The sequence below is a fragment of the Marivirga aurantiaca genome, from assembly GCF_016679925.1.
Classification (GTDB): Bacteria; Bacteroidota; Bacteroidia; order Cytophagales; family Cyclobacteriaceae; genus Marivirga; species Marivirga aurantiaca.
Genome location: NZ_JAEQBW010000003.1, coordinates 337472 through 359613, shown reverse-complemented (window position 1 = coordinate 359613; position 22142 = coordinate 337472). Strand labels below are relative to the sequence as shown.

General features: G+C 34.6%; 19 protein-coding genes. 11 read left to right on the top strand and 8 right to left on the bottom strand.

What is annotated here, in order from left to right:
* Nucleotides 1-25: 25 nt before the first annotated feature.
* The 3 genes from JKA74_RS09530 to JKA74_RS09520 all read right to left on the bottom strand — a co-directional run bounded on the left by JKA74_RS09530 (nucleotide 26) and on the right by JKA74_RS09520 (nucleotide 3971).
* On the bottom strand, nucleotides 26-2158 hold the full coding sequence (locus JKA74_RS09530) for a cation:proton antiporter (RefSeq protein ID WP_236587655.1): 2133 nt from the start codon (nucleotides 2156-2158) through the stop codon (nucleotides 26-28).
* A gap of 474 nt (nucleotides 2159-2632) precedes the next feature.
* Nucleotides 2633-2959 carry a 2Fe-2S iron-sulfur cluster-binding protein gene (locus JKA74_RS09525; RefSeq protein ID WP_201430950.1) on the bottom strand — a complete coding sequence of 109 codons (327 nt, stop codon included), beginning with the start codon at nucleotides 2957-2959 and terminating at the stop codon, nucleotides 2633-2635.
* A gap of 10 nt (nucleotides 2960-2969) precedes the next feature.
* On the bottom strand, nucleotides 2970-3971 hold the full coding sequence (locus tag JKA74_RS09520) for an NAD(P)/FAD-dependent oxidoreductase (RefSeq protein ID WP_201430949.1): 1002 nt from the start codon (nucleotides 3969-3971) through the stop codon (nucleotides 2970-2972).
* 805 nt (nucleotides 3972-4776) lie between these two features.
* On the opposite strand from JKA74_RS09520, the gene JKA74_RS09515 reads away from it, so the two are divergent.
* The 10 genes from JKA74_RS09515 to JKA74_RS09470 all read left to right on the top strand — a co-directional run bounded on the left by JKA74_RS09515 (nucleotide 4777) and on the right by JKA74_RS09470 (nucleotide 14822).
* On the top strand, nucleotides 4777-5487 hold the full coding sequence (locus JKA74_RS09515; RefSeq protein ID WP_201430948.1) for a sensor histidine kinase: 711 nt from the start codon (nucleotides 4777-4779) through the stop codon (nucleotides 5485-5487).
* Between the two features lie 598 nt (nucleotides 5488-6085).
* On the top strand, nucleotides 6086-8446 hold the full coding sequence (locus JKA74_RS09510; protein WP_201430947.1) for an ABC transporter permease: 2361 nt from the start codon (nucleotides 6086-6088) through the stop codon (nucleotides 8444-8446).
* Nucleotides 8447-8752: 306 nt separating this feature from the next.
* Complete coding sequence (locus tag JKA74_RS09505; protein ID WP_201430946.1) at nucleotides 8753-9475, top strand: class I SAM-dependent methyltransferase; 723 nt, start codon at nucleotides 8753-8755, stop codon at nucleotides 9473-9475.
* A gap of 89 nt (nucleotides 9476-9564) precedes the next feature.
* Nucleotides 9565-10386, top strand: a complete 822-nt coding sequence (locus JKA74_RS09500) for a hypothetical protein (protein ID WP_201430945.1) — start codon at nucleotides 9565-9567, stop codon at nucleotides 10384-10386.
* A 3-nt stretch (nucleotides 10387-10389) separates the two neighbouring features.
* Entirely contained in the window at nucleotides 10390-11406 is a 1017-nt protein-coding gene (locus JKA74_RS09495) for a S41 family peptidase (RefSeq protein WP_201430944.1), read from the top strand.
* Between the two features lie 462 nt (nucleotides 11407-11868).
* Nucleotides 11869-12192, top strand: coding sequence for a hypothetical protein (locus tag JKA74_RS09490; RefSeq protein ID WP_201430943.1), 324 nt, complete (start codon nucleotides 11869-11871; stop codon nucleotides 12190-12192).
* Between the two features lie 44 nt (nucleotides 12193-12236).
* Nucleotides 12237-12527, top strand: coding sequence for a hypothetical protein (locus tag JKA74_RS09485; RefSeq protein ID WP_201430942.1), 291 nt, complete (start codon nucleotides 12237-12239; stop codon nucleotides 12525-12527).
* Between the two features lie 75 nt (nucleotides 12528-12602).
* Nucleotides 12603-12890 (top strand): hypothetical protein, encoded by a 288-nt coding sequence (locus tag JKA74_RS09480; protein WP_236587653.1) that lies wholly within the window; start codon nucleotides 12603-12605, stop codon nucleotides 12888-12890.
* A gap of 102 nt (nucleotides 12891-12992) precedes the next feature.
* Nucleotides 12993-13751 carry an oxygenase MpaB family protein gene (locus tag JKA74_RS09475; RefSeq protein ID WP_201430941.1) on the top strand — a complete coding sequence of 253 codons (759 nt, stop codon included), beginning with the start codon at nucleotides 12993-12995 and terminating at the stop codon, nucleotides 13749-13751.
* A gap of 345 nt (nucleotides 13752-14096) precedes the next feature.
* Complete coding sequence (locus tag JKA74_RS09470; RefSeq protein ID WP_201430940.1) at nucleotides 14097-14822, top strand: hypothetical protein; 726 nt, start codon at nucleotides 14097-14099, stop codon at nucleotides 14820-14822.
* 171 nt (nucleotides 14823-14993) lie between these two features.
* On the opposite strand, the gene JKA74_RS09465 is transcribed toward JKA74_RS09470, so the two are convergent.
* The 5 genes from JKA74_RS09465 to JKA74_RS09445 all read right to left on the bottom strand — a co-directional run bounded on the left by JKA74_RS09465 (nucleotide 14994) and on the right by JKA74_RS09445 (nucleotide 20412).
* Nucleotides 14994-15680 (bottom strand): DUF4386 domain-containing protein, encoded by a 687-nt coding sequence (locus JKA74_RS09465; protein WP_236587651.1) that lies wholly within the window; start codon nucleotides 15678-15680, stop codon nucleotides 14994-14996.
* A 115-nt stretch (nucleotides 15681-15795) separates the two neighbouring features.
* Nucleotides 15796-16521: an NAD(P)-dependent oxidoreductase gene (locus JKA74_RS09460; protein WP_201430938.1), complete on the bottom strand. Its 726-nt coding sequence runs from the start codon at nucleotides 16519-16521 to the stop codon at nucleotides 15796-15798.
* A gap of 31 nt (nucleotides 16522-16552) precedes the next feature.
* On the bottom strand, nucleotides 16553-17431 hold the full coding sequence (locus JKA74_RS09455; RefSeq protein ID WP_201430937.1) for an alpha/beta hydrolase: 879 nt from the start codon (nucleotides 17429-17431) through the stop codon (nucleotides 16553-16555).
* A 76-nt stretch (nucleotides 17432-17507) separates the two neighbouring features.
* Entirely contained in the window at nucleotides 17508-19541 is a 2034-nt protein-coding gene (locus JKA74_RS09450; protein WP_201430936.1) for a choice-of-anchor D domain-containing protein, read from the bottom strand.
* 103 nt (nucleotides 19542-19644) lie between these two features.
* Entirely contained in the window at nucleotides 19645-20412 is a 768-nt protein-coding gene (locus tag JKA74_RS09445; RefSeq protein ID WP_201430935.1) for a helix-turn-helix domain-containing protein, read from the bottom strand.
* A 348-nt stretch (nucleotides 20413-20760) separates the two neighbouring features.
* Between JKA74_RS09445 and JKA74_RS09440 the strand changes: the two genes are divergently transcribed.
* On the top strand, nucleotides 20761-21990 hold the full coding sequence (locus tag JKA74_RS09440; protein ID WP_201430934.1) for a PAS domain S-box protein: 1230 nt from the start codon (nucleotides 20761-20763) through the stop codon (nucleotides 21988-21990).
* The last annotated feature ends 152 nt before the right edge of the window (nucleotides 21991-22142 follow it).

Genomic DNA, 22142 nt, shown 5'->3' with positions numbered 1-22142 from the left:
GAAAAGGCTTGTTTAGTGGAAGTTATCACTTCCTCCTAAACAAGCTGGCAATGGTTTTCCCAATTTCATCCAGCTTTTCAATAGGCTCTAAAATGGAAGGGTTTTTGAAATCAATAGTAGAATTATTTTCAACAGCAGACTGAACAGGGTAAACCAGGATAAAACTATTGTCCTGGAAATATTTGTTTAAATAAGTCGGGATTTCATCCATATGCTTATTATATGAAACCTGATGTTCTCTGCTAAGCACTATGATCATATTATCGTCCTTGTTTACATCCCGGGATAATATCAGAAAATCCTTCCAGTCTGTAAAAGTGGTGAAATTGCAATCCACCGGATGTTTGGTCTGGATTTCCCGGATATAATTTAAGGTTTCATCATTGGCATAAAAAATTAACTTTGCTCCTGTGTTGCGCGCTATATTCCATACTTTAACCAACCAAAAGGGAAAACCTATTTCCTTCTCAGCCTTTTCAGGTACAATGATGAAATGCCTTTTAATGGTAGAGAGGGGTTGTGAAGATTTGTAAATTAAAGTAGTGGTGTTACAACGTGAAAGAAGCCCTTCAGTAAGATCACCAAGGAAAGTGTCGGAAATACCTCTTTTAGCATGCAGGCCTAATACTAAATCAGTAATTCCCTGTTCTTTCACTACACTTGATATTCCATTGGCAATATTAAGATCATATCTTAATAATTCATTCAAATGATTATCGGTTGCAGATGCCGTAACCGATGCTTTGTACAACACTTCTCTTGCCTTTTTGTCAGCTGCCTCGTCAGTTGTATTGTTATCGATAATCTTGAGTGCATACAGGCCGGATTTGTTCTTTTGGGATTTTATGGTAACACTTAAATTGATTAGTTCATCTGTTGTTTCAATATTACTAATTGGAATTAAGATACGTTCAGGATTATCATTGTCATCCGACTCCCCTTCTTCTGTTGATTCTGATAAAGCAATGTTCTTAGCTCCTTTTTGCGCTACAAAAGAAGCGATAGTACATGTAATCAGAATCATTAGAATAGTTCCGTTTAACACACTTTCATTTAATAACCTAATTGGCTCCCCTGCTTCATTTTGTCCTAAAATAATATTATATCCCACTAATACAGCGGCCAATGTAGCTGCTGCCTGGGCATTGCTTAGTCCAAAAATCAGCCTCCGCTCATCCACAGAAAATTGAAATGTTTTCTGTGTGATCCATGCGGCAATAAATTTGGCAATAGTGGCTACAACCGTCATAACAGCAGCTACTTTGATGGTATCTAAATCAGAAAAGAAAGCCTTGTAATCGATCAGCATACCCACTCCTATCAGGAAAAACGGGATGAAAATGGCATTCCCCACAAATTCCACCCTGTTCATTAGTGGAGAGGTACGAGGGATTAACCGGTTTAAAGAAAGCCCTGCCAGGAAAGCACCAATAATAGCTTCAATCCCAGCCAACTCAGCCAGTACAGCACCCAAAAATACCATCACCAGTACGAAAATGTACTGGGAAACATTATCATCAAATCGTTTAAAAAACCAACGGGCTATGATGGGGAAGATGAAAATAATTATTGCTCCCGACACAAGTACAGAAACAGAAAGTTGAATCCAGAATTCCGGACCTACTGTTCCGGAAGACATTCCTACAATGGCAGCCAATACCAATAAAGCCATAGTATCGGTGATCATTGTACCCCCCACTGTAATGTTTACAGCCCTGTTTTTGGCAACTCCCAATTTACTGATTAAAGGATAGGTAATGAGGGTATGTGAAGCAAACATACTAGCCAAAAGAACCGCAGTAGGAACTGAAAAACCTAATAAATATATTCCTGCAGGTATACCTAAAAGCATAGGGATAAAAAAAGTATACAAACCAAAAATAATACTCTTTTTACTGTTTTTCTTGAAATCAGCCAGGTCAATTTCCAGCCCGGCCAGGAACATAATATAAAGCAAACCCGCGGTACCGGACAGTATGATACTACTATCACGATCCATTAAATGAAATCCGTTAGGCCCTATGACAGCTCCTGCTATAATTAATCCCAATAAATGAGGAATTTTAATTTTATTAAGCAAAATAGGTGCGAACAGGATGATCACCAATATCAAAAGGAATTTTAGTACCGGATTTGTTAGAGGCAATGAAGTCTCCATTATGTTTAATAGAATCATCCTTGATTGTTATTTAGAGTTGAACGTGCTTTACTAAATCCCGAATAAAATTACTTACTGATTAAACAAAAATAATCATTCCATTGACATAAGCTCTCCTAAAAGAAACAATTACTGCTGTTATTATATGGATTCTAAAAATAAATTACACCAATGTTCGTCATTTGATTCTTATTTTCAATTATTTACAAATGACTCTCGTGTGATTGCCTAATAGGCTCTATTTAAGATAATGATTAACAACAGACAGAAACACAGAAACAGGAAAAGCCGGGAATTATTATGTATGGAGAAACTAAAATTAAAAGAGAGATGTACTTAAAGAGCAAAGAGGGCAATCCTTTATTTAATTGATAAAGGATGTAGGTTCAAAACTTTGGTTTCTCTTCAGATTCTGTCTGTATCTTAATAAAAAAGCTCTGTCAATTTCGGACCGACAGAGCTAATAAAATTATTTCAGACATCCTGCTCATCGGCAGCTAACCTGACAAGCATTCCATCCATATTATCTTTTAATCGTAGCTGGCAGGCCAGACGACTATTAAATTCCGCATTGGGCAAAGTATCAATCATATCCAATTCATCATCACCGGACTCAGAAAGGTTTTCAAAACCTTCCTCTACTTTTACATGGCAAGTAGCACAAAGAGCCATTCCGCCACAGGTAGCCAGTACAGGGTATTCATTGGCTTTCAATAATTCCATCAGGCTCAGATTCATATCTGTAGGTGCCTGAATCTCTTTTATTTCTCCAGAATAATCCTGAACCTTTATTGTAATCATATCCATGCTTTTAGAAAGATTCAATGCCATTAACAGTAGTATACTTGAAGCTTAAATGTTTGTCAGGGTAAATGTGTTTAAAAGCACTTTGAGCCATTAAAGCACCCTCATGGAAACCGCACAAAATCAACTTCAATTTACCGGGGTAGGTATTGATATCACCAATAGCATAAATACCGGGTATATTGGTGGAGTAATCTGTAGTATTCACCTCAATCTGGTTTTTATGGATACTTAATCCCCAGTCGGCAATAGGCCCTAATTTAGGACTTAAACCAAATAAAGGTATCAAATAATCAGCTTCCAACTCCAATTCAGATTTATCGGCTCCCTGTACTTTTACAGCATTTAATTTACCATTTCCGGAAACAGACGTTAAGTTGCTCTTCAGTAGCAAATTGATTTTTCCTTCTTTGGCCAAATCAAATACTTTTTCAGCCGAATCAGGTGCACCACGGAAAGTTTCGTTCCTGTGAATTAGGGTGATTTTCTTTGCTATTTTAGAAAGTTCAATAGTCCAATCCAAAGCAGAATCTCCTCCACCCGCTAGAATCACGTTTTTATCTCTGAAAGTTTCAGGATCTTTCACCATGTAGTGAACCCCCTTTCCTTCAAATTTTGCTATATCAACAATAGGTGGTTTCCTAGGTTCAAAACAACCCAATCCACCTGCAATTACCACCACTTTACAATCTATTTCAGTACCGTCAGAAGTCTTCAGTTGAAAACCTGTAGCGGTTTTTTCCAGTGTATCCAGTCTTTCACCCAAAGTAAAGGTGGGATTGAAAGGTTTTATTTGCTCCATTAGATTATCCACCAGTTCCTGTGCTTTCACTTCCGGAAAACCTGGAATATCATAAATGGGTTTTTTAGGATATATTTCTGAGAGCTGCCCTCCTACTTGAGGCAAAGCATCTACCACATGGCATCTCAGCTTTAACAATCCGGCTTCAAATACTGAAAATAGTCCAACGGGACCAGCTCCGATAATGCAAATATCTGTTTGTATCATTTTAATAGGTGTCAGATGATATAACTACATTGAAGTAACAAAGTTCGTATAAATATAGTTGTTTTACTAACTAAATTGAAAATATCTATTTAATTTTCAATTTGTGTTTTATGCCCTCCAAGTTAACCTAACTTGTGAAAACTTGACTGATGCAATTCTGCTTCATCGAACTACGGTATCCATTCATACCAAGAACTTACCAAAGATCCATTCCTTTTTCGTCATCTACTGAGTAAGACAATCAAAAGCCAGAAACTCACCATTGAAGACCGATATATTTAGAGCAGTCTCTACTAAATGATTTGCTCGGTATTACCATTACTAAAGACGATAAAATTTAAAATTCTTCTTATTATTTTTATATAAAGCTAAATATGAGGGCGATAAAAAAATTAATCTTTAGAAAGAAGTCCTTTATTGAGTATAAAATAAATAAGCTTGATCTAAATCAGGATATTAAAAAGCAATAAGTGGTAACCTAAGTAATCCTAGAGTGACCACTCAATTTAAGCTACTCATACACTTCAAGAATATGTTCAGGAATGAAATGACTTATAAATTTTTATTATTGATAAAATTGATAAACTCTATTGAATCTTATTAAAATTAGATAGATTTCAAGCTGTTCGAATACGGACGTTTTTAAATCAAATTGGACACTTTACCACCTAAAAGGTATCCTTAGCACTCTATTTTCCTTTTCTTTTCAATTGGCACATTTATGGTTTATTAATATTAAGCAATTTGCTCAAGTGGTAAAAAACAGACTAATAGTAATTAATTGGAAATATAAATCCATATGATCATGCAAGAAGAAGTAATGAATAAAATGTACAGTATAGCCCATGACATCAAGGCCCCATTAAGGTCCATAAAGGGGTTAATTCAATTATCACGCTTAGTAAATGAGGAAGAAAGGTTTGCGTTGATTGATAAAATGAATCAATCGGTAGGGGCATTAGAAAGTTACATACAAAATATGCTTGATAAAGCTATGAAACAGCATCAAGTGATAGAGAATCAAAAGATAAATCTAAAATTCTTGATAGAAGAATGTATAGATATGCTGCAATGGATGGAAATTGAGAATAAACCTCAATTCATTATTGAAGTATTACAGTATACAGATTTAGTACAAGATGAGAATGAGATTAAGAGGATATTGCATAACCTATTATCAAATGCCATTAAGTATCGTCATAAAGACCGTAAACTTATAGTAACTGTCAAGGCAATGGTATTATCGTCTAAACTGATAATAGATATCGGTGATAATGGTCAAGGTATGGATCCCGAAATGTTAAATTCTATATTTGATAAGTTTCATAAAATAAATATCGGTACTGACGGTCACGGCCTAGGTCTAAACATTGTAAAAGATGCCTTATACAAAATAGGTGGTCATTTGAAAGTAAATTCTAACTATGGAAAAGGAAGCCATTTTTCCTTACACTTACCTAACAGAACAGACAAAAGAAAGCTTGCTAAGCAAACAGTCTTATGCGAAGATTACTAATCAATTTCTTCATTAAATCTTATAGGCTAAGGAATATTCGTCCAGCTTGGCAATCCCACATTATTAATGATCGGGTAACTCCTTAAAAAAAACGAACTACCCTTTCAGATACATTAAATAAAAAACAATAGCTTCTACTGGGACAATTTCTACTTTTGGTTTGACATTAAACCCAATCTATTATAAGAATAAAGTTCAAACAAAGTTATATTTTCATCTACGCTTAGAAAAACATCTGAATTCTCATCACTTTAAAACATCGGTTCTTTGATTTAAATGCATTCAAATCAGGAGACTATATTCATACTGATTTAGAAAGGTGTCCGATATCGGATGCTTTTGTTCAAAAAAGAACGAGAATGATTTCAAAATCAGCCAAATTGATACGATTTAAGCTATTTACTTGATTGGCACAGCTTTGGTAAAGTCAAATTCAAGTAAAATTTATTTTGCATTTTTATGCTTAAAAAGATAATAAAAAGTATTGGAGTTTGAATTGAAGCAGGGAGAACTTGAAAGACCCAATAACTATAAAAACTATATCAAATTTGAAAGATAAAATTTTTGTGTAGATATCAGAAATCAAATTTTAACGCTCATGTGGAAAAGTTATATAAAATCAGCCTTAAGGAACTTTGCAAAAAATAAGCTCACCTTTTTTATAAATCTTTTTGGATTAGCCCTGGGTTTGAGCGTAGCAATTCTCATTAGTCTGTGGGTTCAAGATGAGCTGTCAATGGACAAAATATTTGAAGATAATGATCGAATATATCGCATAATAGGTCATCAATCCTATGGAGACAACATCATGACATTTGCCAATACACCTGGCATTTTGGCAAGAGAATTAAAGAATTATTATCCAGAAGTTGAATATGCTATTGCTCATACTTGGAGTGAAGAAAAGTTGATGACTGTTAAAGATAAAAACCTGAAGTATTCAGGGATTTATGCCGAATCAGATTTCCTAAAGGTGGTTAGTCATGAATTATTACATGGAGATGCCCCTATGGCTCTAGCAAATAGAGAAAATATAGTGATTACTGAGCAAATCGCAATGGCTCTTTTTAATCGAACAGATGTTGTAGGAGAAAGTATATTAATAGATAGTAAAACCACCTACATAGTGGGTGGAGTTTTGAAAAATATTTCATCAAAAAGCAGTCATAAATTTGACTTCATTATTAATATGGAGCGCTTTTTTGATGAAAACGCATGGGTGCATGAATGGGGAAATAATGGGCCCTATACCTTAGTCAAATTAAAAAAAGGCACTGATGGTGATACCTTTTCTGAGAAAATAAAAGGATTTATCAAAGAACGGCAGGAAGGCTCTATTGTAGATTTATTTGCAGTGCCTTATGCACAAAATTATTTATACGGGAAGTATGAAAATGGACAATTAGTTGGTGGCCGCATAGAATATGTACGCATGTTTAGCTTGATTGGCTTATTTGTACTTATCATCGCTTGTATCAATTTCATGAACTTAGCAACTGCACGTTCGCAAAAGCGTGCAAAAGAAGTTGGGGTAAGAAAAGTAGTGGGTGCAGGTAGAAATGCTCTTATTGGCCAGTTTATTAGTGAATCTATGCTTCTTACTTTTATTGCTGCCATATTCTCAATATTGTTTGTAGAATTAGTTATGCCATCATTTAATTCACTTACAGGAAAAGAGTTATTTATCGATTATTCACAACCTTCCTTTTTCCTAATGTTGTTCTCTATTGTATTATTCACAGGGCTACTAGCAGGTAGTTATCCCGCTTTTTATCTATCAGCAATTAAAGTAGTAAGTATCTTTAAAAGCAATCATAAAACTTCAAGTCAGGTTAATTTTACAAGAAAAGCATTAGTCCTTTTTCAATTCGTTACTGCCACAATTTTGATTTTAGGCACCTTAGTTATCTATAAGCAAATCGATTTTATGCTATCCAAAGATTTGGGGTATGATAAGGAACAACTCATAAGTTTTAGACTGCAAGGAGATTTAAAGTCAGAGCGCTTCGAACATTTTCGAAATGAACTTTTACAAAAACCTGAAATTCTTCATGTAAGTCGGGCAGCTAATTACTTAACAAGTAAAAATAGTAATACTGGTGAAGTAAACTGGGAAGGGCGTGATCCTGATGCTTCTGTACTTTTTGAGATTATAAGAGTAGACCATGACTTTATACCTTCTTTAGGATTAAAAGTGATAAAGGGCCGTGCCTTCTCTAGAGAACATGCTACAGACACTTTGTTAAAGGTTATCATAAATAAAACAGCTTATGAAACCATTCAAAATGAAAATGGCTCAATCAGCAGTTTAGAAATTTGGGGCGGTGATTGGGAAATAATAGGTGTTGTAGATGATTTTAATTTCGAAAGTTTACACAGCCAGGTAGGTCCTGCTATTATAATGTTACAGCCACAAAATACCTATGCAGGCTTTATCAAATTAAGCCCGGATGATGTAGCTGGAAGCTTAGAGTATATCAGTTCGAAAGCTAAAGAAGTGAACCCGAACTATCCTTTTGATTACACATTTATGGATGATAAGCTAAATAAATTATATAAGCAGGACGAACGATTAAGGGATTTGGCACTCTATTTTGCCATTCTAACTATTCTAATTTCCTGCTTGGGATTATTTGCCTTATCAGCTCATATTGCAGAACAAAAAACAAAAGAAATTGGAATTAGAAAGGTTCTAGGAGCATCAACAATGAACATTCTGCAAATCATAAACAGAGAGTTTGTAATTATTGTTAGTTTTTCCATTGCGATAGGTAGTATAATCGGATACTGGGCTATCAATGAATTTATATTGGGGGGGTTTGCTTTCCGCATCAGTCTAGAGTGGTGGCACATCTTACTGGCAGCATTTGTTATTATAATGGCGGCTTACATTACAGTCAGTTTTCAAGCATTTAAGGCCACTCGTATCAATCCTGTGGATACATTGAAGAGTGAATAAACTAAATGCAGTACTTGTTTCCTTACCAGGAATATTTACTGCAAATGGACAAAAAAGTGATAGCCTTTTAACAGCTGCCTTTAAAGCAAATACCTATTAACTTAAGCTAAATGAGGTTGGTAAGTTTAGTGGGAGTGGATTGTTTATTATACAAGAAGTAGTGGTTAATTCCGATACATAAGGAATTTGAGCAATTTGCCAGAGATTTGGGAATAATTGAAGACTTATTTGTTATTGATTATATGACAAAATAAAAATTAATTAAACGAGTATTTGGAATGAAGAATCTAAAACTTGAATAAATCAATGACTACTAAAGAACACTACGACAATCATCTTGGGGAAATTTATTCATGGATGATGGGAGATTTTAGGTCACGGGCAGATAATTTTAAAAAATTGCTTAGAGAAAACCTAATTGCACCTAACTCTAATAAGACTGCAATTGATCTAGGTGCCGGACATGGGATTCAGAGTATTCCACTTGCTGAGATAGGATTTAATGTTATGGCAGTAGACTTTAATCAAAATCTATTGGAAGAGCTTAATTCGAACGCTAAAAACTTAAATATTACAACAATTAATGATGATATCAGGAATCTTAAAAATTTCAGTAAGAGTCCAGAGCTGATTGTTTGTGGTGGCGACACCCTATCGCATCTGGAAAGCAAACGGGAGGTTGAAACTTTCATCTATGATATCTCAAGTGTTTTGGAAAAGGATGGAAAAATCATTTTGTCGTTTAGAGACTATTCTAATCCGCTATTTGGAACAGACAGGTTTATACCGGTTAGAAGTGATGAAAATAGAATAATGACCTGTTTTCTTGAGTACGATAATGACCACATTAATGTAACTGACATACTACAAGAAAAAACCAATGAAGGTTGGAAACAAAAGATTAGTTCGTATAGAAAAGTCAGGTTAGTGACTTCTGATATTATTAATCTTTTAACATTCAACGCTTTCAAAATTATTTATAATCAAATTAACAATCGTCTTACAACTATAATAGCAACTAAACCTTAAGTAATATATACCTATTACCGCTGTTTGAATAAGAAAATGTTGCGATTTAGAATTATGAAATCGACACAACATAAAAAATTAAAAAAGAAATGAAAATACTATCAATATCAATTATAATTTGGCTTGCAGCATTAAGTTGTTTTGCGCAAGAAAACACCAAAAACCACTCAGTATCCTTAAATTTAGGGATTACTACACTTACTCGTCAGGACTTAACTTTTTCACCTTTAATCCATAAAGATTTTTCACTTTTGAACCTTGGAATAGATTACGATAGGCAAGCAAAAGTATTTCAAAGAGTAAGCTTTCGTTATGGTAATTTTAATCCTATGTCAACTGATCCATATGATTTTTCAGTTCATGGGGAAACTAAAACTGCTTATCCACATAGCTTCAATCTTATAGATATCGATTATCTTATTGGGAAGAAAATAAAAGAATCAGAAAAGTCAATTTTGACAGTTGGTGGGCTTTTACTAATGGATATTCAGGCCTTGAATTATGTGTATGGAAGAATTGGAAACTTTGGATATTATTCTGCTACCAGTTTGGGCATGTTTGGTAAGTATCAGTTTACAATCAATGACAATAGTAATTTAACCACTTCTTTAAAATTACCACTTGTTGCCTGGCTTGCCCGCTCTCCCTATTATGTGAATGATGATGAATTCATCGAAAACACCAGCTCACATTCGGGATTCAAAACATTTATGGCTTTTATGGGCGATGGCAATTTAACCACCTTAAATAAGTGGCAATCATTTGATTTGGATATAAAATACATGTATTCATTAAATGAGAAATGGCAATTAGGTGCAGCCTACTTATTTGAATTCATTCATTCTAGTCAAGCCCGAAACCTTCTTTCTTATCGCAATTCTATAAATCTCTCAGCAAATTTAAAATTTTAAATAATGAAACCGTTATATATAATACTAATTGCCTCCATATTAATTTTGCCAAATCTGGCATGTGAGAGAACATTTATTGAACCACAGGACAACAATCCTGAAGCAGTTTTTGAAAATTTATGGACCACCTTTCATGAAGGATATGCTCCCTTTGAAGAAAGAAATGTCGATTGGGATGAAATGTATGATCTATATCGTCCTATGGTAAATTCCAGTACAACAGATGCTGAATTGTTTAATATTATTTCTCAAATGCTGGGTACATTGGATGATGGGCATGTAAGCCTAACCGCTCCCAATAGAGATATATTTTTTTCCAATGAAATAAGAGATCAGCTTATTGACGATGAATTATTCAGTATCCCAGTGGTGAAAACTTACCTTGAATCAGGATATAAAGAAGGTGAGGAAAACAGCTATTTCTATGGTAAAATTAAAAATGAAAATATAGCCTACATATTTTTTGATTTCGTAGGCGAAAACTTTTATAAACTGAACGATTTCCTTAATGAATATAGTGATGTAGACGGCTATATCATTGACCTACGCCATAATAAAGGTGGTGATTTTACCTATAGTTTTTCGGAAATGGGCAGATTAACCAATCAATCAACTTTTGTATTTAAGAGCAAAACTAAGAATGGCCCAGGACCAAATGACTATACAGACTGGCATGAATGGTATATTCATCCTAAAGGGGATTATGTAAATAAACAAATTATAGTGCTGACGGACAGGTATACAATTAGTGCTGGCGAACGCGCTGTAATGGCTTTTAAAACGCTTCCAAATGTTACTTTAGTTGGCGACACTACAAATGGTGCACACGGTACAATGATAGGAAGGGAATTATCCAATGGTTGGTTTTATTCCCTTGTTCCTCAGAAAGTAGAATTGTTTGATGGCAATTCTTATGAAGGCATCGGTTTAGCACCAGATATTTATAGCAAAAACTCATTATCTGATCTATCTAACGGTTTTGACGAGACATTACAAACCGCAATTGATGAGTTGAATTAATCAGGGAAAATAATTTATTCAAGTGAGTTACATATTAGAAACCGATAGATTAGGCCTTAGATATTTCAATATTAAAGATGCCCAAATAAAAGGATACGGAAAGAAGAAACATCTTTTTTTTTGCAAAAAAGTCAATTGAATAGAGGGTAGAAGTAAATTCTAAAAGAAAAAAAGAAAGGTTAGTGGTGACCATCTTTAATCTAAAAAGAGATTACCAACTATAATCTAAACACACAAGACGAAATCCTTCACTAACTGAAAAATAAATATCCTATTTCTAAAAAAATGAATTAATAATTTGCACAAACGAAAATAATATTTAACTTTGAATTACAAAGTACTTTTAACTTTAATAAATGAAAACGATGAGAAGAAAAAAAGTGATTAGGCTTTAACATAATCTAAAAAAATTTCTCCTTTCACTTTGAAAAACAAAGTGCTTTCAATTAAGATCCGTAAAAAATGAAACAACAACACAACACTCAAGAAGCATTAAAAATTAGTAAAGAGCCTGTAGCGCTGAAAATTATCAGTAGTTTATTGGGACTCATTGCTTTAAGCATCGGTCTCATCAACATCTTTTGGGGCAATGATGGCGGATTTGGAATTTTCATTATATTACTTTCATCCATCTACTTCATTCCTTTAAATACTATTTCAAAGAAATTATTTAGTTTCTCTATACCCCGATTTGGTCTCCTTAAAATCCTTTTAACTCTTTTTATTTTATGGGCTGCCTTAGGAGTGGGTGAGCTATCTAACAAAATCGGCATGATGTTAAATTAATTTCAAACCCATAAAAACAGATCAATAACTTAAAATCAACAATTATGACTACTCAAAACAAAAGGCTTATGGGAATTGTGCTCGCTGTAGTACTTATCCTATCCATACCACTAATAGCTATGCAGTTTACAGATGAAGTAGACTGGAAACTGTTTGATTTTGTAATCATGGGATTCCTGTTATTCGGTACTGGTCTCCTGTGTGAGCTTGTAATAAGAAAGGTTAAGCATACGGACTACCGGCTAGGTATCATTGCTGTTATTCTGATAGCACTCTTCCTCATTTGGGCAGAACTGGCAGTCGGCATTTTTGGTACTCCCTTTGCCGAAAGTTAAGCTAGAAACCATCCAAAGCAGAAAGTAAAAGCATTAAAAAAATTAATAATTATTCACATTTTAAATATCACAATTATGAATAACGACTCAAATTTCATGTATGCCAATCCTATTGTTGGAAATATTAGCGGTTGGGTATTTGGCCTGGCTGTTTTGACAGTTGGTTTACTAAATATGTTCCTAATCCACCTGGTTCCGGGAATTGTTTACCTTCTTCTTTCTTTGAGCTATTTTCCTCCAGCTAATGTATTTCTTAGAAAAAAATTCGGTTTTTCAATTCCACTGGCAGTAAAATTCATTTTGGCCATAATTATTATCATGTTCACATTAGGAGTTAGCGACCTTGGAGATATGATCGATTGAGAGGGTCAACAGTTTCTTCAATTTAATGAGAAACCAGCACAGGAAGGTATAACAGCATGCTTTTTTTTGAACTATAGAGTTAAAATTATTGGTTAACTAAGCATGAAATATTTTGTAGATAAGCAATCAGTGGTGCGACAGATCTGGGGGAATGGTGACACCATACTTTTCATATTCGCAGGTGCTTCCGCGGAGTTTGCACTCAACAAAGCTGTAGACTGGCTATACTTTACAGGCAAACTTCCTGCCGATCCTCTGGGAAGGTTATTCTCAACTGTTTCCTATGCCCGGGCCATCATTTTTTCAGAGAAACAATCCGCCATACGAGCTATTGATAGCATGACGGCCATACATGCCGATGTAGAAGCAAAGCGAGGCTCAAGCATTCCTGACTGGGCCTACCGGGATGTGCTCTTCATGCTTATCGACTACTCTATCAGGGCTTTTGAAGTACTGGAACGTAAGTTAAGCAGAGTCGAAAAGCAGGAAATTCTTGAGGTTTTTAATAGGGTTGGTAACCGAATGGGGTTGAAAGGTTTGCCTGAAGTCTTTGAAGAATGGGAAAAGATGCGACAAGCCCACCTGAACCAGCACCTTCAACACAGTCATTATACAGACGACCTCTTCAACCAGTATCGCAAACATTTGGGGGTAATACGTTATAAAATCCTACTGGAAGCACAAACATTAGTAGTGCCACAGAAAGTACGTGAATTGCTAGGCTTCCGGAGAATTTCCCTTCTAAACCCTTTGATTGGGCTTTATAAACTGAGTCGAAGCATGAAGATTGATTGGCTGTTGAAAGGGCTGATCCTGCCATCCCGGTATAAAAATGAAATTAAGGAACTAGACAGAGCATGATCAATTCTTAAGACTGATTCATAACTATAAAGTTGACAAAGGAATATTAAAGAAATTTGGTTGAGAAGCGGCCAAAACCCTTTTCCCTATTATGTCACCAGCAGTTTAGCTCAGGGCAGGCCCCTGAAGTTTAGCAATCCAGGCTTCTGACGGTTCGAAACCGTCTGATGCCTATCTGCCACCGCAGGCATCAGAAGGCTATAAGCCGTCAGATGCCTTGTCCCTAAACATAGCAATTCCAAACTGTAAACTCTCAATCTTGCAAGTTACTTTCAAAAACCTCAAGCAGTAAAAACTTTTAAAATGAAATAAAGAAATAGTAAATTGTATATCTAATTCTACCACATGTTCAGGTTGTTTGCGAAAATCAGAAATACAAATCTTAATAAGCAGGGGCTGCGAAAATATTTTTTATATGCAGCAGGGGAAATATTTTTAATTGTTATCAGTGTATTAATAGCTATTCAACTGAATAATTTAAACGAAAGCCGAAAAGACAATAAACTAACCATCAATTATAAGAATCTGCTCATTGCTGATTTTCAAAAAGATATTACTCAATTAAAGAAAGCTAAAGTACGGTTTTCCCGTGAATTGGAATTGATTAAATCATATGAGGAACGTTTGAATAGTCCTCTTACAACTTTTGATACTCTTCTGCACATAGCAAAAACAGAGTTTAATCCGAATATCCCTCCCTTTGTACGGTATAACGCCACTACTTTGGAAACCATGAAAGCCACCGGAGATATTGGTTTGCTGAACAAAGATTTACTGAATAAAATCAATGAATTGCAGGATTTGCAGAATGAAGAACAATACTATCAGGAAATTACTTTGCAATCCCATGCGAATTTATTGGAAGCTTATTTACTACACTACCCTATTCATGCAGGCTTGATTAAACAAGGGGTGCTATTCGAACAATCCTGGGAAAAGGTAGATTTCATCGACTTGAGCTTACGGTTCAATGCATTACTAACCATTAAAATGGCCGCTTTGGAAAATGCACTAGTCTATTACTCAAAAATTGAAGTTAAAACAGAGCTATTAATTGATCATTTGCAATAAATGATATCAGGTGGTTCCAAACCGTCTGACGCCTTTCTGCCCCGGCAGACTTCGGAAGGCTATAGCACCATCATAGTTGAAGATAGTAAGAAAGCTTATCGTAAATTTTAATCATTTTTACATGATGAATCATTGAGAACAATCTAAAAGTTTTTCAATTCATTGAATTCACTAAAATTCACCTGCGTGATTATTAACTCCTGATATATTTGAATAATTAAGCCCTTTAGTTATTAACCATATCCCTAATATTAGTTCAATTAATGCAGTTGGAGCATTCAGAATTAAATATTCCAGGGTAATAACTTCTACTACCTGGAATAACAGTAAAATACTGGCAAAAATCGATAAGAAAGTAGCAATAAAGCCCCCTATAGACATCCAATTGGGAATTAGTTTTGATTTGAAGAGGAGATAATAAAGAATTACATTACTTACTCCCAAAACTAAAACCATGAATACATGATTAAAGTAATCACGGGTATATTTGAGCATATTACCAATAATTTCTAGTGTAGCTGTATTATGGTTTAATGTACTTGAATGCCCTTGGCTTAGCGATAAAATAGATAATAAGAATACTGTACCAACTACCATCAATGTAGAAGCAATTATTCTAAAACTAAGAAAACCAATGGCTAAATTTTTATCCACATACGTAATAACCGGATAAAGTAGTAAAGCTATTGCTACATATATTAATGCCAAAACAAACTGATAAACTGCAGCTAAAATCACTTGATTTGAATTTGCTGCTGCTTCTGTTAAATAGGCCGCTGAATCAATAGCAGGTGAGACACTAAAAATCCCAACTAACATACTAAGTAGCATAAGTATCCCTACCAGTCTGATTTTCATTCTTTTCATTTAGGCTATTACTTAAATTGATTATCTCAATACTTTGATACAAATCAACTAAATTCGCCTGAATGAAAATTGTATAAAAGAGACATTCAGCTCTTCTGCGATGCGTTTATGCATTAAGGTTATATAGCACCGGCATCTGTCCTTTCCATTTATTCCATAATTTTTCTTCGACAATAAGAGAGCCCATAAAATGCCCCACATTGATACGGCTTGTTTTTCCCGGATTAAAAATGGCACTTCTTGTAGGGGAAGCGTGCAGTGAATATTCAGAGACCTTATCTTCATCGATCAGGGTGTCAGGCCGCACTACTGCCCACTGAATAGATGGATGGTTTTGGCCAATCATTAACCGTAAATAATCAGAAGCTTCTTCGTTGTCACGATGGGGCGGTAAAAGGGTTCTGATTAATGCGAGCATCATCTTTTGGCTCGATGATACGGGCTCGTTTAAATCTCTGTTGCTGTTACCTGCTGTGTTCATTAAAACAATTTTCAGCGGCATTAGGGGCGTACTTTTTAAATACGCTTCACAAACTAAGCGAACAGCATCTTTAACTAACTTTTTTGGCTCGCCATACATTCCCTTCAAACTGAGGTTGTGCCCCAGACAAGAAGCCACTGCGCTACCGTCTTTCAGGTGATTGGCCATTTCACCGACTGTCATTTCGTGAATGTTTGACTGTATAATCTCAACCTGCTCGTTGTTACCCCACGATTGGGGAATGGAGGAGGAAGCGCGCACAATTACCTTAACATCCCGGCCTAATTCAAGCAGTTGATCAACTAACAGCTTTCCTGTGGCTCCACTGGCTCCTAATACTAATATTTTCATGTTATCGATTTATTTTCTAAACCAAGAGTAGCTATTTGAATTTATATTTAATTAAAAAACTATCAATAGCTTCCAAATATCCTGTCCCAAATGGTTTCTCCGGCCATTCTTGAAATCCCCTTAAATGATTGCCTTCATATTCAACTATATGGCATTTTTCTCCCATTTTCTCTTTAAGTTTATATGCATCAGAGGTGGTAGTAATGGTATCATTTGAAGCTGAAAAAATTAAAATCGGCAGATCATATTTATTAATTAGCTGAGAATATGGCACAGCTGATTCAGGCAGTATAATATCCTTACCTTTTTGCTCTTTGATTCGTTCAACAACCATAGCTGTATTTGTTACGAACCCTTCTCCAATTATAAAATCAATCTGGTTTTCAATGCTGGGATAGGTTAAAGTAGTTATTGTGGTTCCCATGGAAAGTGCCCAAATCCCAATATCAAAGTCCTTAAAGTTTTGTGAGACCTTATTAACTACCGCTTCCAAATCATTGGAAAATTCCGTATAGTATAAGAAGTCTTTATTAATGCTAAAATCTGAACTTTTACCAAACCCTCTGTAATCAAATGTTACAACAGTAAAGCCTGCCTTAGCTAATGTGTAGGAATGGTAAACCAAATACGACATATTACCAGCATCAGGACCAGCTAATATTAATACTGTTTTATTATCTCTGGATTTATCGGGTGAATATATCCAGGTGTTAATTTCAATATTATCTTTGGTTAAGATGGATAACTCCTCATACTCCCAGTTAAGGGAATCGGGTGTAAGAATGTATTCCTTATCCGGATCAATTGCAAAAGATAAATGAGTATTAATTACCAAAATGATAACTACCAATAAACTATTCCTCCATTTAATAACAGGAAGAGCATGAGTACTAATTCTTAAATTCTTCATAGGCAAAGTAAATTAGAGATTTTTAGATTGTATTTCATTTAAGTGATTAGAAAATTAATCTAATTAGTTAAGATTTTCAGGGACAGCCTGTACTATAGGAAGCTGCAGCAGGCTTTGACCAGGTGCTTGGAGGGTTAAAGTCAGGATCAATTTGGATACAGTACAAATTATCATTGTAATGAGCTTTCATTTGAGTTAATATACTATTATTACCATTTGACAGGGTGAGATAATTTAACTGATTGGAATGACACCAAAGAGTTTTAAGGTTAGAATTTTCAATAGCATATAAATTTGTCAACTGATTATTGTCACAATACAAATATTCCAATTCCTTATTTTGCAAAAGATCTATTTTTTTCAACTTATTGAAGCTACAGACGAGAGTTTTTAGTTTAGTATTTTGAGTAATATTTAAAACTGACAACTGATTACTACTGCAATCTACAAAATCTAAATTCACATTTTCTGAAATATCTAAGCTGTTCAATTGATTTAGCTGACATCTTAAGTTGATCAGGTTAATATTTTGATAGACCTCTAAAAGAGTTAATTGATTGGCCTGGCAATACAAATGCTCAAGACCTACGTTTTGCTGAATATTAAGGTGAGTTAGCTTATTATTATTGCAATATAGTCCCTTAAGAGATACGTTTTGCGTAAGATCCAAACTAATTAATTCATTGTTAGAACAGTATATAGTCTCAAGAGCTGTATTGTTAGAAACATCTAAACTAGTTAATTGATTGGCACTACAATTTAGGAATACTAAAGCTGTATTATGGGATATATCAAAACTTGTTAAATTATTGCCCAGAACACTTAGTCGTGTTATATTTTTAAAAGCCTCAATGCCGGATAAACTGCTTATTCCTGCGTCATGACACTTGATAGTTCCATTATAAGACTCCGCTTCACTTAATTGTATCTCTCCATCATTATTTGTATCAATTTTACTTATACCTTCACCACTTATGCTTAGTCCGTGCTCTAAAAGACTTGCTTTGAAGGCTGCATCCGAAAAATTGACTACTGGTTCTGGAAAAACTGCATTACCCTGTAAATCAATATTGTAACTTCCAATATTAGTAACTATTGAAATTTTAGCTGACTTATCTCCACTTGTTTCAGGAGCAAATGTTACTTCAAAATCATAAGATTCTTCAGGTGCTAAACTTTGAATATCTGGGTTCATTTGAAAATCTGATATATCCCCTTCATTTAAAACTATTTCTGAAATAGATAAATTTGCATTTCCAACATTGCTAAGGTTGAAAACCGCTGTTGATGTAGAATTAATTTCAACTTCCCCAAAATCCTTCATCTCCGAATCAATGACCAGAATTCCTACTGGTTCAGGAATAGCAATGCCTGTAAGTTCCATTTCATAATCACCAATATTGGTTTTAATCATAACTGATGCATTTTTGGAGCCCACTATTTCAGGAGCAAATGTCACTTCAACATTATAAGATTCTTCAGGTGCTAAACTTTGAACATCTGGATTTATTTGATAACTATCCATATCATTCCCTTGCAAAACTATTTCTGCAACCGTTATCTGGGCATTACCTGTGTTGGTTAGAGTGAAAACCGCTGTTGATGTAGAATTAATTTCAACTTCCCCAAAATCCTTTACCTCCGGATCAATGACCAGAATTCCCACTGGTTCGGGGAGGGCAACACCTTTAAGTTCAACCTCATAATCACCAATATTGGTGAAAATTGTTAATAACGCAGCTTTCTGACCTTCCTGATCAGGTCTAAAAATTATAGAAAATTCATAAGTGGTATTAGCTTTTACACTTTCCTCTATATCCTCAACTTCTAAGTCAAATTGATTAGCATTAGCACCGGAAATATTAAAGCTTTCCAAAATCAAATCAGCTCCGCCAGTGTTAGTAACACTTAAATTTAATTCCAGCTGTTTCGAAATTTCAATCTCTCCAAAATTAACTTCCTCTGAACTAATAGAAAACTCAGCAACAGGCTCTTCCGATTCTTCCTTACAGGATACAATTGATAATAAAATAAACAGAAGTAGTAATGTACCAATACCTATCTTTATTCTCATATTTCTAGTTTTATGTAAATGTTGTTTAATAATCATTGTTTTCCTTGTTAAAAATATATAATAGAATTTGAGCAAATCCTCAACTACAAAATTGTCTCTTCTGGCTTATTTAAACTTGTATAAAATGGACATTCTGGAATTATACTTCGCTTAATTTCCAGAAGTTCCTTGGACTAAAACCTGTTAATTCTTTAAATTCACGAATAAAATGTGCTTGATCATAATACCCGGTATAATGTGCTACCTCTGTTAAACTTGAGAATTGAGGAAAATTTTTAATAGCAGATTCAAGTCTTATAATCCTTGCGTACATCTTGGGGTTAAAACCTGAAAACTCTTTGAAGCGTCTATTAAATTGTTTATGTGAAAGAAAGGAATTACTGGCCAGATCAATTATTTTTGGATTGCCATTGAACTTTTTAATCTCTTGGACGGCTGTTATCATCCTTTTATCATGTGAATTCTGATTCTTTAGAAGAGATATGAAGTAATCCGAAAGGATCTCAATACGCTCTTCAGTGGTTGAAGCCTGTGCTATTTTCTCATTGAGCATATGTCCATCTTTTCCTAGGAAGGTGGTTAAAGAAATAAACTCCTCATTTAATTCAAAGGCGGAAAGGTTGAACAGTGTTGGGACAGCATATGAATAAAGTGACACACCAATCACATGATAAAATCCATTTACATGCAATTGTAAAGGAGTTTGCGTATGTCCTTGTACAATTGAAAAAAGCAATTCGTCATTCTTTTCGGTCCCACTAAAGGCGAATGTAATCTCTGTTAAAGTATTTGCAATAATGTAGTACAAATCACTGGGTGATTGAGTTTCTACATTCAACGTACCTACCCAAAAATAGCTGATTATCTCTTTCAGTTCATCGCGAGGGGGTATTACTTTATAATTCACAAGTTCGTTTTTAAGATCTATTTTTTTGAATATTCTTCACCAAATAGTTAGGTCTCCACTTATTATGTAGCTAGTTGTTCCGGTATTTCTCATCAGAAGCACATGAGATGAAAGTCATGCAATTGTGTTCATATGTTATTTATTATAGTTTATACGTATTGAATTCAATCAAAATGAATAACTCAAGATTGGAATCTCCAAAGCTGCCATCTTTAAAAATCCTAAGCAAATGCATTCATTTCAAAGCGTTAACAAAACGTTAACTCAGTCAAAAATTCTTTTAACTTTACTATCATTTTCTCTATTTTGTGGTATATCCTCATATAAAAACCAGCCTAAAATTTCGAAATGAAAGAGCTATTACACAATAAAACTACCTTTAATGTGCTTTTTAATAAGATTGAGAATCCCATTCTTTTGGTGAGTACAGATAATAAGGTAATCAAAATGAATAAGGCGGCAGGATTATTATTTATGAATCGCTTCGATCCGGAAAATATTAGTGAAGAAGTTATTTTGCAGAATACGATAGAAGCAGGCATGGCAAATTGGAAAAAGAACCCATCCGAAAATGTGTTTGAAATAGCAATAAAAGATAGCGTTGAAACAACTTTTGAAGTTTTAGAAATTGCAGGATTTAACCATCTTATACTTTTAGGCACGAAAATAAAAAACCAAACCTCACAGGGGGAAACGGAAAAACTGCTTAAGCTCCTTGAAAAAGACACTGACCTGGACGGAGATACATTAGCACGCTTGCTAAATGAGGAGGAAATCGACAAACTAAAATTGATTTCCGAAAACATCAATGATGTAATTTGTTTACATCATCCTTCCAATGGCAGGTATCTTTATGCCAGCCCCTCAGTTGAAAAAATTATGGGTTATACTTCAAAAGATCTTGAAGGTAAGGTGCCGTATGACTTTATACATCCTGATCATTTTTCAATCCTTTCAAATAATTTAGTGAATACCCAACACGGTGAAAATACATTTCCTGAGAAACTTGAACTTTTGTTTAGGAAAAAAGACAATTCATATCAATGGTTTGAAGGCTATAGCACTCCAATTCTCAACAGGAAAGGAGAGGTAATCCTGATGCTAAGTTGTACAAGAAATATTCAGGAACGGAAAATGGCTGAAATGGAAAGGAAGGAACGAGAATTAATACAGCAAAATCTTTTAAGCTCCTCTATTTTATTAGAAAAGAAAAAGGTCCTGATGAAAAAAGTGAAAGATAAGGTTTTAGAGGTGGAACCCATCGCCAGAGAGGAACTAAGAAGTGTATTGAACTATATTAAAGAAACTTTAAAATTTGTAGATGAAATAGAAGATTTTCTTATCAGGTTTGAAAAAATACATCCTGAGTTTTATAATCAAATAACTACCAGGTTTCCTCACTTAACCTGCAATGAGTTACAACACCTGGCATTTATAAAATTAGGAATGGCATCTTCCGAGATTTCAAGGATCAAATCGATAAAAATGGAAAGCCTTAGGGTTAACAGAAACCGGCTTAAGAAAAAATTAGGGCTGGAAAACACTGTTAATTTAACAGAATTCATACAAAGTTTTTGAACTTTATAACTCTTGTTGTTGGGTCTCCTCATGAAAAATAAAGTGACCAGGGGTCAGAAGGCTCCAAGCCATCAGACACCTTTTGAGAAAAATGAACTTTAGAAAGCTTGAGGAAGTCAGGGACTTTTATGAATCTAAATGGGAATAAAATT

Coding starts and splice junctions, on each gene's coding strand:
- JKA74_RS09530 (WP_236587655.1), bottom strand. CDS start 2,158: ATGGAGACTTCATTGCCTCTAACAAATCCGGTACTAAAATTCCTTTTG.
- JKA74_RS09525 (WP_201430950.1), bottom strand. CDS start 2,959: ATGATTACAATAAAGGTTCAGGATTATTCTGGAGAAATAAAAGAGATT.
- JKA74_RS09520 (WP_201430949.1), bottom strand. CDS start 3,971: ATGATACAAACAGATATTTGCATTATCGGAGCTGGTCCCGTTGGACTA.
- JKA74_RS09515 (WP_201430948.1), top strand. CDS start 4,777: ATGCAAGAAGAAGTAATGAATAAAATGTACAGTATAGCCCATGACATC.
- JKA74_RS09510 (WP_201430947.1), top strand. CDS start 6,086: ATGTGGAAAAGTTATATAAAATCAGCCTTAAGGAACTTTGCAAAAAAT.
- JKA74_RS09505 (WP_201430946.1), top strand. CDS start 8,753: ATGACTACTAAAGAACACTACGACAATCATCTTGGGGAAATTTATTCA.
- JKA74_RS09500 (WP_201430945.1), top strand. CDS start 9,565: ATGAAAATACTATCAATATCAATTATAATTTGGCTTGCAGCATTAAGT.
- JKA74_RS09495 (WP_201430944.1), top strand. CDS start 10,390: ATGAAACCGTTATATATAATACTAATTGCCTCCATATTAATTTTGCCA.
- JKA74_RS09490 (WP_201430943.1), top strand. CDS start 11,869: ATGAAACAACAACACAACACTCAAGAAGCATTAAAAATTAGTAAAGAG.
- JKA74_RS09485 (WP_201430942.1), top strand. CDS start 12,237: ATGACTACTCAAAACAAAAGGCTTATGGGAATTGTGCTCGCTGTAGTA.
- JKA74_RS09480 (WP_236587653.1), top strand. CDS start 12,603: ATGAATAACGACTCAAATTTCATGTATGCCAATCCTATTGTTGGAAAT.
- JKA74_RS09475 (WP_201430941.1), top strand. CDS start 12,993: ATGAAATATTTTGTAGATAAGCAATCAGTGGTGCGACAGATCTGGGGG.
- JKA74_RS09470 (WP_201430940.1), top strand. CDS start 14,097: ATGTTCAGGTTGTTTGCGAAAATCAGAAATACAAATCTTAATAAGCAG.
- JKA74_RS09465 (WP_236587651.1), bottom strand. CDS start 15,680: ATGAAAATCAGACTGGTAGGGATACTTATGCTACTTAGTATGTTAGTT.
- JKA74_RS09460 (WP_201430938.1), bottom strand. CDS start 16,521: ATGAAAATATTAGTATTAGGAGCCAGTGGAGCCACAGGAAAGCTGTTA.
- JKA74_RS09455 (WP_201430937.1), bottom strand. CDS start 17,431: ATGAAGAATTTAAGAATTAGTACTCATGCTCTTCCTGTTATTAAATGG.
- JKA74_RS09450 (WP_201430936.1), bottom strand. CDS start 19,541: ATGATTATTAAACAACATTTACATAAAACTAGAAATATGAGAATAAAG.
- JKA74_RS09440 (WP_201430934.1), top strand. CDS start 20,761: ATGAAAGAGCTATTACACAATAAAACTACCTTTAATGTGCTTTTTAAT.